Source organism: Glaciecola sp. XM2 (genome assembly GCF_018595715.1).
GTDB lineage: Bacteria > Pseudomonadota > Gammaproteobacteria > Enterobacterales > Alteromonadaceae > Glaciecola.
In genome coordinates this window covers 646,978-658,697 of sequence record NZ_JAHEOJ010000020.1, presented here as the reverse complement: position 1 = coordinate 658,697, position 11,720 = coordinate 646,978, and the positions used below count along the sequence as shown (strand labels likewise).

Here is an 11,720-nt window from a genome sequence, read left to right as displayed (position 1 = left end):
TTAAGCCATCCAAATCATGTAACAAAAGGCAAACACTGGGAAGGCTGCCGTTAGGCTATCTATTCGGTCCATCACACCGCCGTGGCCAGGCAGCAGCTTTCCACTGTCTTTGATGCCAGCGCAACGTTTGATCATCGACTCATTCAAATCGCCCAAAGCAGATACTGCAACGGTGATCATACCAATAAGCACATGGACGCCAATGCGGGACTCTTCAAATTGATAGTGCATGGCGGCAAAGGCAATAATTGCCATAGACGCAACAACACCTCCCACTAAACCTTCAACCGATTTACCCGGCGACACGTTTGGTCTTAATTTATGCTTGCCAAATTTTACACCCACAAAAAAGGCGCCAATGTCTGCCGCCCAAACGATACCCAGTACGTAAAACAATAAAGACGCACCGTATACTGGCGTGACGTCATACAAGCTGGTACGCAGACTAACGATGGCAACCCATGTTGGAATTAAAGTCAGCACGCCAAAGAAGGCGCGAATTGGGATGCTGCTTTTCCAAAAGCTACTGTATTTAGGGTAAGCGAGTATCATAAAGAAGGACGCTGCCCACCAAAACGCGGCTACCCAAAGGATGAAAGCGAAGATAGGGTTTAATTCACCCTGCACCCAAATACTTTGCGCGTCGACCAAAAATATTAATACCGCACATATGCAGCCAATAAATATGGTAAACCAGCCTTTGAACAAGCGAAGGGTAATGCCCGACATATTGGCCCACTCGTATGCCCCTAGGCAAATGACGCCGGCAACGGCAAGTTTAAACCCTTCAATAGGTAAAAAGAGAATAGCTATAAGCGCTAATGGCGCGAGAATCACGGCGGTTAAAATACGCTGTTTTAACATGCTTTTGGCTCTACTTCTGCGGTCATGATTTGCTCACCGGTTAAGCCAAAGCGACGTTGCCTTTGGGCAAAGTCGTCTATCGCCGTTTGAAACACACTTTCGTTAAAGTCAGGCCACAGCGTTTCAGTAAAATAAAACTCTGCATAAGCGCACTGCCATAATAAAAAGTTGCTAACGCGGTGATCGCCACCCGTTCGGATAAGTAAATCCAATTCTGGAAATTCGTGTGTACTAATATGCTTGTCAAAGGCAGCTTCGGTAATATCGTCCAAGCCAATGTCACCACTAGCGACTGAACTTGCCAAGCATTTTGCGGCATTGACGATATCCCACCTTCCGCCGTAGTTCGCAGCGATATTAAGCACTAAGGCATCATTATTCGCTGTGAGCGCTTCAGCCGCACTGATTTTTTCTTGCAGTTTGACGTCAAAACCACTTAAGTCGCCAATCACTTTGAGACGGATATTGTTCTTGTGTAGTTTTTTGACTTCGCTTTTCAACACAAAATGAAACAAGTCCATCAACACGCCAACTTCTTGCTTTGGGCGCTGCCAGTTTTCACTTGAGAAGGCAAATAAGGTGAGTGATTTAATACCCTTTTTACGTGCAAACGTCACTGACGAACGCACAGCTTCAACGCCAGCCTTATGACCGAAGGTACGCAGCTTATTGCGCTGCTGTGCCCAACGGCCGTTACCATCCATGATAATAGCAACATGGCGCGGCATTTTTAGTGCCGCACAAACCTTGTCACTGCTGTTAGCGTCTGGATTTAGCAAACTAGACTTCCATCAGCTCTTTTTCTTTATCGGCTAAGGTCGCGTCGATAATTTTGATGAATTCATTGGTCAGAGTTTGGATGTTCTCTTCGCCTGCATGCGCTTCATCTTCACTGATTTCTTTTTCTTTTAATAACTCTTTAATGTCGCTGTTAGCATCTCTGCGGATATTTCTCACCGCTACACGACCTTGTTCTGCTTCGTTCCTAACCACCTTGATCAGGTCTTTTCTGCGCTCTTCTGTGAGTGCTGGCATAGGAATGCGGATGGTCGTACCTGCGCTCATAGGGTTTAAGCCAAGATCAGATTGCATAATCGCTTTTTCAACGGCTTGAATAGCAGACTTATCAAACACCGAGAGTGCCAACGTTCGGCTGTCTTCGGCAATCACGTTCGCAACCTGTTTAAGAGGGGTGTCGGCACCGTAATATGGCACCATGATGCTGTCTAATAAACTAGGATGTGCGCGTCCGGTGCGGATTTTACTCAATTGACCTTTAAGTGCGACAATGCTTTTTTCCATGCGCTCACGCGCGTCTAATTCAATTTCATCTATCATAACAATCTCTTATTCTTGTATTCTATCCACATTAGCAATGACGGTGCCTTCATCGTCACCGAACACAACCGCTTTTAAACAACCTGGCTTATTCATGTTGAATACTCTAATGGGCATATTATGGTCTCGGGCAAGTGTAAAGGCCGATAAGTCCATTACCTTTAGCTCTTTTTCGAGCACTTCTTGGTAGCTTATTTGAGATAATAACACGGCTTCAGGGTTTTTCACCGGGTCTGCACTAAATACGCCATCTACTTTTGTTGCTTTAAACACCGCATCCGCTTCAATCTCTATACCGCGAAGACATGCAGCCGAATCAGTTGTGAAAAACGGGTTTCCTGTACCGGCGGCGAATATTACTACTTTCCCAGACTTTAATAAACTGATTGCGTCGGTCCAGTTATACGCATCGCACACACCGTTTAGAGGAATGGCAGACATCAAGCGAGCATTTACATAGGCTCTGTGCAGGGCGTCGCGCATTGCTAAACCATTCATCACCGTTGCCAGCATACCCATGTGGTCGCCTACTACGCGATTCATACCTGCCTTGGCGAGGCCTTCGCCTCTAAACAGATTGCCACCACCTATGACCAAACCCACCTCAACACCGAGCTCTACAATCTCTTTTATTTCTTGGGCCATTCTGTCGAGCACCTTGGCATCGATACCAAAATTTTCATCCCCCAGTAGGGCTTCACCAGAGAGTTTTAATAATATGCGTCTATAGGCAGGTTTAGGTGAATTACTCATGTGCAGGTATATCCTCTTGTTTATTATGTGCTGTGAACATGCTTTTTATGACCAATGCGCTTATTGTGCTGGGCGCTAGTAAAATAGCGTGACCGAATATATTTTGGCCATAAAAAAGCACCCCATTTGAGGTGCTTGATAGTGTATAGGAACATCGCGTTTTGCAAAAGCGACTTGCTAAATTATTTCTTAGCAGCAGCCATTTGTGCAGCAACTTCTGCAGCGAAATCTTCCGTCTTTTTCTCAATCCCTTCACCCACTTCAAAACGTACGAAGTTGATAACGTCAGCACCTTTGCTCTTAAGCAAGTCGCCTACGCTTGTGCTTGGATCTTTCACGAACGGTTGACCCGTTAAGCTGATTTCGCCAGTGAATTTCTTCATTCTGCCCGATACCATTTTCTCTGCGATGTCAGCAGGCTTGCCAGACTGAACGGCGATATCAAGTTGAATTTCTTTTTCTTTAGCTACGACTTCTGCAGGTACGTCGCTTGGCTTAACAAATTGAGGGCTAGAAGCTGCAACGTGCATTGCTACATCTTTTGCAAGCTCTTCGTCACCGCCTTGTAAAATAGCGATAACACCAATACGACCGCCATGCACGTATGCACCTAAGTTGTCACCTTCAACGCTGATTACGCGACGAGGAGAGATGTTTTCACCAATTTTAGCCACTAATGCATCGCGAGTATCGCTGATAGATTTACCATCAAGCTCTGCTGCGTTTAAAGTGTCGATGTCGTTGATGCCGTTTTCAGTGGCAACCGCTAAAATCGCGTTACCAAATGCTAAGAAACCTTCATCACGTGCTACGAAGTCAGTTTCACAGTTAAGCTCAAGCATTGTCGCCTTGTTGCCAGAAACGTGCGTTAAAATTACACCCTCAGCGGCAATACGACCTGCTTTTTTAGCCGCTTTTGCTTGACCAGACTTACGCATGTTCTCAATCGCTTGTTCGACGTCGCCATCAGTTTCAACTAAGGCTTTTTTACAATCCAACATGCCTGCGCCTGTGCGCTCGCGTAATTCTTTAACCAGTGCTGCTGTCACTGCCATTGTTCTTTTCCTCAAAATTTAGTTGATAAAAAGGAGACATAACGTCTCCTTTACAAAATATTGTTTAAGCCTATTCGCCTTCTACAACAAACTCGTCTGTTGCAGCTGCGCCAGCGTCACCATTACGACCGCTAAGTACCGCGTCAGCCACAGCGTTTGTGTATAACTGAATTGCGCGGATTGCATCGTCGTTACCAGGAATGACGTAATCTACGCCGTCTGGGTTAGAGTTGGTGTCTACAACACTGACTACTGGAATCCCTAGGTTACGAGCTTCAGTGATAGCGATGTGCTCATGATCAGCATCAATAACAAAGATCACGTCTGGAAGACCGCCCATGTCTTTGATTCCGCCCAAGCTGCTTTCAAGCTTGGTCATTTCGCGTTGTAGTAAAAGGACTTCTTTTTTGGTTAGCTTGTCGAAAGTACCGTCTTGGCTTTGGCTTTCAAGTTCTTTTAAACGGTTGATAGACTGACGTACGGTTTTCCAGTTAGTCAACATACCGCCCAACCAGCGCTTGTTTACATAGTACTGACCGCACTTGATAGCTGCTTCTTTCACTGCTTCGCCTGCCGCACGCTTGGTGCCTACAAACAATACTTTACCTTTGTTATGAGATACGCCAGTTAAGAAAGAAAGTGCTTCGTTGAAAAGAGGAACGGTTTTCTCAAGGTTGATGATATGAACCTTGTTGCGAGCGCCGAAGATGTACTGACCCATTTTCGGGTTCCAGTAACGAGTTTGGTGTCCAAAATGCACGCCCGCTTGGAGCATGTCACGCATTGATACGTTTGCCATGATTAATAATCCTATTGTAGGGGTTAGGCCTCCACATATCCCTTCTTTCGATCCGAACCGGTGATGTTTACAAAGCTTTGTAAATAAACAAACCCACCGCTACAGACACCCCGAAATCAGTGTCGATATGTGTGTGTATTTAAAGTATGTACTGCCTCATATGAAAACAGCGCGCGCTTTATATCATCTAACAAGCGCAGAGGCAAGGAATAATTAGGATTTACGTGTATAAATACGCATATTGGAAAACGCCAGCAACACAAAGTTATAAGTCGAATCAATGAGTAATATTGAAATGCCACGCATGTGGTATACTCTTGGGCAAAACTGAACAAACGTAACGAGGAAATGCGTTGAGTATCACCATCAAAACTCAAGACGAAATTGAAAAAATGCGCGTCGCCGGCAAATTGGCGTCAGATGTACTTATGATGATAGGCGAACACGTCAAAAAGGGCGTTACTACAGACGAGCTTAATCGTATTTGTCATGATTATATTGTTAATGTGCAAGATGCCATTCCAGCACCATTGAATTATGGCTACCCGCCCTTCCCTAAGTCTATCTGCACATCGCTTAACCACGTCATTTGTCATGGCATTCCAGCAGATAAAAAACTAAAAGATGGCGACATCCTAAATATAGATGTGACCGTCATCAAAGATGGTTACCATGGCGATACATCAAAAATGTTCGTAGTGGGTAAACCTAGCATACTTGCTGAGCGTCTGATTCGCGTTACTCAAGAGTGCCTCTATAAAGGCATTAAAATGGTAAGGCCAGGAATGCGCCTTGGCGATATTGGTCACGCCATTCAAACCCATGCTGAAAATCATCATTATTCAATTGTTAGAGAATATTGTGGTCATGGCATTGGTGCAGTATTTCATGAAGACCCGCAAGTGGTCCACTACGGGCGCCCGAACACTGGCGAAGAACTTAAAGCCGGGATGTGCTTTACCATTGAACCGATGGTTAACGCTGGCAAACGCTATTCCAAAATTCTACCCGACCAGTGGACCGTCGTAACCAAAGACCGCAGCCTCAGTGCACAGTGGGAGCACACCTTGCTGGTCACCGATACCGGTGTTGAAGTATTAACATTAAGAGATGATGAAGATTTGCCTCGCATTATCAACAGCGAGGCCTAAAGCAATATGATGCTCGACAGTATGATAAGCAGAGTGCAAGCCATTTCATCTCTTAATGACATTGCAGAGTTTAAGGCATGCGTCTCACAGAACTTTACTTGGCTACAAGATAATTTCCATGCAATACACGTGGATGAGTTGGTTGTTGCTCGCTCAAAGTTCACTGACGCCCTGCTATGTCATGCGTGGCAGTTGCTTAGTTTGCATAAGCAAAAGCACTTAACGCTTTGTGCTGTTGGTGGTTATGGAAGAGGTCAATTGCAACCTTATTCAGATATCGACCTACTGATTCTCAGTAAAGCGAGCATTCCCACAGAAACACAAAATGCGCTTAGTCAATTTATCACCTTCTTATGGGATATTAAGTTAGAAATTGGCCAATCGGTTAGGACCATCAAAGAAACCCTCGCACAAGTAAAGGGCGATGTGACCATCGCAACAAACTTAGTCGAAGCAAGAAGACTTTGCGGCTGCGAAGATACCTTTGATGCCTTAATGGCAAAGATAAAGACGCAAAAATTATGGTCTAGTAAAGACTTCTTTTTAGCCAAGATGGACGAGCAAAGCAAACGCCACCGCAAGTTTAACGACACATCTTATAACTTAGAGCCAAATATCAAAGAAAACCCAGGGTGCTTAAGAGATATTCAAAACATTGGTTGGGTGGCGAAAAAGCACTTTTATGAATACGATGGCATGACCCTCATCGGGCACGGTTATTTTACAGAGTTAGAACATGCTGAGCTCATTGAATGCCGCTCAAACCTTTGGAAGATAAGGTTCGCCTTGCACCTGGTCGCTAAGCGAAGTGAAAACCGCTTGCTGTTTGATTATCAGCCAGAGGTTGCAGAGCTACTTGGGTATGGTGAAGGAAAGCCAGCCGTTGAAAAAATGATGAAACATCTGTTTCGCATTGTACGGCGCGTGACAGAGTTAAACAGCATGTTACTGCAGCGCTTCCATCAAGATATTCTTGGTATTAGCCTCGCTAGACCGGTTAACATCAACGGCGACTTTTACATCAAAGATGGCTTAATTGGTCCGCGACATGAGCAATGTTTTAGCTCACCATTATCCATTTTGCAGTTCTTATCGCTTATAAAAGATCACCCTGAGGTCACCGGGCTCGATGGTGACTGCATTCGATCATTGCGCAACGCGCGTAGAGACTTTCAATCGACTTATTATATCGAGATCCCAGAGTGCAGAACCGCCTTCATTGAATTAGTCTCCGATCCTGCATTTTTTGACCTTGGCTGGGATATCATGCATCGCCACGGTATTTTGCAGTCCTATATTCCCGAGTGGGATAAAATCGTGGGCATGATGCAGTTTGATTTATTTCATGCTTACACGGTCGACGAGCACACTCATCGTTTGGTGAAACATGTTAGACGCTATTACACCGAGCCAAAAGAATTTCCGCGCTGTTCGCGCATCGTCAAGAACCTTGATGAACCAGAAATCTTATTTATCGCCGCTATTTTTCATGACATCGCAAAAGGACGTAACGGCGACCATTCAAAGCTCGGTGCTAAAGACGTATATGATTTTTGCGCGCGCCACGACGTGCCACAAAAGCATCAAGATATGATTGCTTGGTTGGTACAACAGCATTTATTAATGTCGGTGGTCGCTCAACGCCGCGATATTTACGATCCAGATGTGATAAAAGATTTTGCAACCGAGGTAAAGAGCCATACTCACCTTGATTTGCTCTACGCCCTGACGCTAGCAGATATCCGCGCGACTAACGATAATCTATGGAACGACTGGAAGGCATCATTATTACGAGAGCTTTATTTGCTAACTCAGCAAGCCCTCGACAACGGTTTAGAATGCCAAAGTACTATCGTCGATAGAGTATCTGAGCACAAACGTCAGGCATTGGTGCAACTAGATGCCGCGGGTTTAAGTGAAGAAACGGTGATGCCATTTTGGCAAAAGATGAGCAACGATTACTTTGCTCGGTTTAAACCTAAGCAAATTGCATGGCACACACAAACTGTTATCCACGCGGGTGAGTTCGATGAACAAGAAATCATTGTGGCCGCAAGCAACGAAACGACTCAAGCCGGCACTGAGTTACTCATATTTTGCCATGACCGACCGGCACTTTTTGCCCAAATTGCCTCTGTATTAGACAGCCGTAATTGCTCAATACACGATGCACAAATTGTCGTGACGCAAGACGGTTATGTATTTGACTCCATGATTATCCTTGATCACAACAGTGAACGCATAGAGTCAGACAATAGAGTGCAGAACTTAGCCACTGCGGTAAGACAACAACTGCTAAAACCAGGACGTTCTCACAGCAACTCAAGACGCATGTCTAGACGCATGAAGCAGCTTGACGTTGCAACTAAAATCCGATTTTTTTCGAGTCATGAAAACGCTACGCTGGTAGAATTGGAAGCGCTCGATGCGCCAGGACTCTTAGCCCGAATTGGCCATCTATTCGTAGACTTAAATATTACGCTTAAAATGGCAAAAATTGCCACCATAGGTGAACGAGCAGAAGATATCTTCATTGTGTGTAACGAAGATGGCAAAGCCCTCACCCAATCTCAACAGGTGCTGCTCAAAAAGCAGTTAATTATGAAACTCGACCAACCGGAAGTGAACACCGCTATATGAACAAGCTAGCCCAAACCATTGAACACGCATTTGATACTCGCGACAGCTTTACCGCCCAAACGGCCTCCAATGAAGTGAAAACCGCTGTCGCAGATGCCATTGCCCTATTAAACTCAGGGCAAGCCCGCGTTGCTGAAAAAGTAGACGGTAGCTGGCAGGTCAATGAATGGCTAAAAAAAGCCGTTTTGTTATTTTTTAAACTTCACGATAATCAAGTCATGCCAGGTGCAGAATCAACCTTTTATGACAAAGTGCCGTTAAAATTTAGCGACTATGACGCTGCACGCTTTGCTAAAGAAGGCATGCGAGTGGTTCCACCTGCAACGGTTCGCACTGGCACTTTTATTGGCTCAAACGTCGTGTTAATGCCCTCATATGTCAATATTGGCGCCTACGTTGATAGCGGCACAATGGTCGATACATGGGCAACGGTGGGTTCATGTGCTCAAATCGGCAAGAACGTTCACCTTTCTGGCGGTGTAGGCATAGGCGGTGTATTAGAGCCGCTACAAGCGAGCCCAACCATTATTGAAGATAATTGCTTTATTGGCGCACGCTCAGAAGTCGTAGAGGGCGTGATTGTTGAAGAAGGTGCCGTTTTATCGATGGGTGTTTACATTGGCCAAAGCACGCGTATTTACGATCGTGAAACGGGCGAAGTACATTATGGAAGAGTACCTGCTGGTGCGGTAGTCGTGCCTGGTAGCCTGCCCAGTAAATGTGGCAAGTACAGTTTGTACGCAGCAATCATCGTCAAAAAAGTGGATGCCAAAACACGCGCCAAAGTGGGTATAAACGAACTGCTTCGCGGCGCTGAATAAACATCGTGTACGAGCATGAGTCTTCATGCTCTTTTTTCATTTGCTACAGTAAAATCCGATATGACCTATTGCGAAAAAAATGATCTTACGCTTTACCTGCGCGCTCGCTATGGTGAGTGCGATGCGCAAAACGTGGTTTTTAATGCACGCTACGCAGACTATGCCGATATTGCGGCCACTGAGTATTTAAGAGCCTTGATAGGCGATTATAGTAACTTGCAGGCTGCTAACTATGAAAACCAAGTAGTAAGCCTTAATATCGACTGGAAACGCTCAGCCGTATTTGACGATGTACTGGCTCTTAAAGTACATACTTCGCATGTGGGTAATACATCGTTTCAGTTTACAGTGGATTGTACAAAAAAAGACAATGGACAGTGGCTTCAAGTAGCACAGATGCGCATTACCTATGTCATGGTAACCACACCTAATTACGAAAAATGTCAGATACCTGCGCTCTTAAAAGAGGCGTTTGCAAAACCGTTTAGCCGAGTCGTGGACCAAGCTGGATAGTAGAGATTTTATTGGCTGAACGCCGGTTGCATTGTGTCGATTAGCGGTATTATTTTGTTTCTGCCATTAGCTTTTGCATAATAAAGTTCTTTATCAGCCGACTTAATGGCATGGTTAATATCGTCGCCCTGATCAATTTCAGCTAGGCCAATACTTACGGTCATAGGCTTACCGATTAACGACGTTATTTCTTGATGATTTTGAATGCTCTGCCTAATTTTTTCAGCGGTAGCATACGCATTATGCAACTCACAATGCTTAAGAATCACTAAAAACTCTTCCCCGCCCCAACGAATCGCAAAATCGGTCGCTCGAATGGCACTTTGTAGTGTTTCAGAAAAATGCACAAGGATTTCATCCCCTACCAAATGCCCGTGATCATCGTTAATCACCTTAAAATGATCGATATCGAGTAACAGCAATGTCGATTTTGTGACCGAATCACGTCTCGCTGCTTTTTCACCGAGTACGGTACTGATCACCCCTCGATTATAAAGTCCGGTAAGGTTATCGGTGATGTTTTTTAACTCAAGGAGCTTGTTCGTATTGTCTTGTATTTTTATCAACACGAGGGTGAGTGCACTTAGTGCCATACTAGAAAATATATAGCGAGAGCTAACCACCTCGCTATAGTCGACAATCCAACTCACGCTTTGCGAGATGGAAAACAGGTAGGCCACTGACACAATGTAAACCACCGAAAAAACAAGGGCCTGAAACACGCGTAATATAGCAATGGATATCATCAGCAAAGGAAAGGTCCATAACAGGCCTGTTTCATCTTTGCCGCCTAGTATCAGCAACACAAAACAGATAAATGCACAGATGATAGAAAGGTTAGGGGTAGTTAGGTAGCGATATTTTGTATTTAGCAGAACAATATTTATAATGCCAAATAGCATCGCTGTTAGCAGGCAAACGCTTAATATGTAATTTGAGTTGAACCAGCTTAGGATGCCAAAGACGCTTAAAAACACACAACCGACTAGCGTCATCGAAAACGTTAACGCCAAACTTAAATCATGCTGAAGCCTTTCACAGAAAGCCTTCATCAGCGGTTATTCCCGCCTTTAGTCACGTAAAGTGTATGCACAATAGCCCCGATAACTATCCTTTAGTCTAGTAAATATCGACAAATAGAAAGATTGCTTGATTGATTGTTTATTGCACAATATCAGTGGGGACATTGAGAAACAGGAGAGTTACTGGCCCGCCATCAGGCGCTTGTTAGAGCCAAACACGTTGACCCTAACATAATGAGATAAGTACTTATTGCGTCAGCGCTTCAATTTGCCCTTTAACCCACGGCACTACCTCTTCTTCTGGTGATAAGGTCTCCATGGCGTCAACTTCAAATAGCTCACTTACTGGCTTACCTTGTAATTCGGTCAACAATTCAAAGAACTGTCTGCCACCACCACAATAAGAATCGCCATAGCTGCTGTCACCAAGCGCGACAACGGCAAATGGCTTGCCATCCATCAACGGAAAGGTATCGCGTAATTCCGAGTGAAAGAACTCTAAATTGGGGGGAATGTCGCCTTGGCCGGTAGTTGATGTTATGACCAATACCGACTCGGCATCAGAGAAGTCAGAGGTCGCTGGGTCGGTAAAAACTTCGCAGTTAACACCTTCGGTTTCTAACATTGTTTGCACTTCCTCAGCCACGTGTTGCGCGTTGCCATAGACTGATCCGGCGAAGATACTCACACTGCGCATGATAGTTTCCTTTTATTGTACGGTAATAATGTTGCAGACCCTTGCCTGCGTGAATGCTTAGTTGTAC

General features: G+C 44.8%; 12 protein-coding genes. 4 read left to right on the top strand and 8 right to left on the bottom strand.

Annotation, left to right across the window (positions count from 1 at the left end; translation table 11 throughout):
- From KJ365_RS07550 to rpsB, 6 genes are all read right to left on the bottom strand, one after another.
- Positions 1–864, bottom strand: coding sequence for a phosphatidate cytidylyltransferase (locus KJ365_RS07550; protein WP_214451008.1), 864 nt, complete (start codon positions 862–864; stop codon positions 1–3).
- Positions 858–1,592: a polyprenyl diphosphate synthase gene (gene uppS, locus KJ365_RS07545; RefSeq protein WP_214451319.1), complete on the bottom strand. Its 735-nt coding sequence runs from the start codon at positions 1,590–1,592 to the stop codon at positions 858–860. The genes KJ365_RS07550 and uppS overlap by 7 nt, the downstream gene beginning before the upstream one ends.
- A gap of 52 nt (positions 1,593–1,644) precedes the next feature.
- Positions 1,645–2,202 (bottom strand): ribosome recycling factor, encoded by a 558-nt coding sequence (gene frr, locus KJ365_RS07540; RefSeq protein WP_214451007.1) that lies wholly within the window; start codon positions 2,200–2,202, stop codon positions 1,645–1,647.
- Positions 2,203–2,211: 9 nt separating this feature from the next.
- Positions 2,212–2,955 (bottom strand): UMP kinase, encoded by a 744-nt coding sequence (gene pyrH, locus KJ365_RS07535; protein ID WP_214451006.1) that lies wholly within the window; start codon positions 2,953–2,955, stop codon positions 2,212–2,214.
- Positions 2,956–3,137: 182 nt separating this feature from the next.
- On the bottom strand, positions 3,138–4,010 hold the full coding sequence (gene tsf / locus KJ365_RS07530; protein WP_214451005.1) for a translation elongation factor Ts: 873 nt from the start codon (positions 4,008–4,010) through the stop codon (positions 3,138–3,140).
- A gap of 70 nt (positions 4,011–4,080) precedes the next feature.
- Positions 4,081–4,809: a 30S ribosomal protein S2 gene (rpsB, locus tag KJ365_RS07525; RefSeq protein ID WP_214451004.1), complete on the bottom strand. Its 729-nt coding sequence runs from the start codon at positions 4,807–4,809 to the stop codon at positions 4,081–4,083.
- Between the two features lie 353 nt (positions 4,810–5,162).
- Here rpsB and map point away from each other — a divergent pair, with 353 nt between their 5' ends.
- The 4 genes from map to KJ365_RS07505 are packed head-to-tail and all read left to right on the top strand — an operon-like array spanning position 5,163 to position 9,934.
- On the top strand, positions 5,163–5,960 hold the full coding sequence (gene map, locus KJ365_RS07520) for a type I methionyl aminopeptidase (protein ID WP_214451003.1): 798 nt from the start codon (positions 5,163–5,165) through the stop codon (positions 5,958–5,960).
- A 6-nt stretch (positions 5,961–5,966) separates the two neighbouring features.
- Positions 5,967–8,600, top strand: coding sequence for a [protein-PII] uridylyltransferase (glnD, locus tag KJ365_RS07515; protein ID WP_214451002.1), 2,634 nt, complete (start codon positions 5,967–5,969; stop codon positions 8,598–8,600).
- The gene (gene dapD / locus KJ365_RS07510) at positions 8,597–9,421 is read left to right on the top strand and encodes a 2,3,4,5-tetrahydropyridine-2,6-dicarboxylate N-succinyltransferase (protein WP_214451001.1); all 825 of its coding nucleotides are present in this window, start codon (positions 8,597–8,599) and stop codon (positions 9,419–9,421) included. Before glnD ends, dapD begins: the two co-directional genes overlap by 4 nt.
- A 60-nt stretch (positions 9,422–9,481) precedes the next feature.
- Complete coding sequence (locus KJ365_RS07505; RefSeq protein WP_214451000.1) at positions 9,482–9,934, top strand: acyl-CoA thioesterase; 453 nt, start codon at positions 9,482–9,484, stop codon at positions 9,932–9,934.
- 8 nt (positions 9,935–9,942) lie between these two features.
- Here the strand turns inward: KJ365_RS07505 and KJ365_RS07500 are convergent, their stop codons facing one another.
- Positions 9,943–10,986, bottom strand: coding sequence for a GGDEF domain-containing protein (locus KJ365_RS07500; RefSeq protein ID WP_214450999.1), 1,044 nt, complete (start codon positions 10,984–10,986; stop codon positions 9,943–9,945).
- Between the two features lie 217 nt (positions 10,987–11,203).
- Entirely contained in the window at positions 11,204–11,653 is a 450-nt protein-coding gene (locus KJ365_RS07495) for a flavodoxin domain-containing protein (protein WP_214450998.1), read from the bottom strand.
- Between the last annotated feature and the right edge of the window lie 67 nt (positions 11,654–11,720).

Coding starts and splice junctions, on each gene's coding strand:
- KJ365_RS07500 (WP_214450999.1), bottom strand. CDS start 10,986: ATGAAGGCTTTCTGTGAAAGGCTTCAGCATGATTTAAGTTTGGCGTTA.
- KJ365_RS07505 (WP_214451000.1), top strand. CDS start 9,482: ATGACCTATTGCGAAAAAAATGATCTTACGCTTTACCTGCGCGCTCGC.
- tsf (WP_214451005.1), bottom strand. CDS start 4,010: ATGGCAGTGACAGCAGCACTGGTTAAAGAATTACGCGAGCGCACAGGC.
- rpsB (WP_214451004.1), bottom strand. CDS start 4,809: ATGGCAAACGTATCAATGCGTGACATGCTCCAAGCGGGCGTGCATTTT.
- KJ365_RS07495 (WP_214450998.1), bottom strand. CDS start 11,653: ATGCGCAGTGTGAGTATCTTCGCCGGATCAGTCTATGGCAACGCGCAA.
- pyrH (WP_214451006.1), bottom strand. CDS start 2,955: ATGAGTAATTCACCTAAACCTGCCTATAGACGCATATTATTAAAACTC.
- dapD (WP_214451001.1), top strand. CDS start 8,597: ATGAACAAGCTAGCCCAAACCATTGAACACGCATTTGATACTCGCGAC.
- KJ365_RS07550 (WP_214451008.1), bottom strand. CDS start 864: ATGTTAAAACAGCGTATTTTAACCGCCGTGATTCTCGCGCCATTAGCG.
- uppS (WP_214451319.1), bottom strand. CDS start 1,592: ATGCCGCGCCATGTTGCTATTATCATGGATGGTAACGGCCGTTGGGCA.
- glnD (WP_214451002.1), top strand. CDS start 5,967: ATGATGCTCGACAGTATGATAAGCAGAGTGCAAGCCATTTCATCTCTT.
- frr (WP_214451007.1), bottom strand. CDS start 2,202: ATGATAGATGAAATTGAATTAGACGCGCGTGAGCGCATGGAAAAAAGC.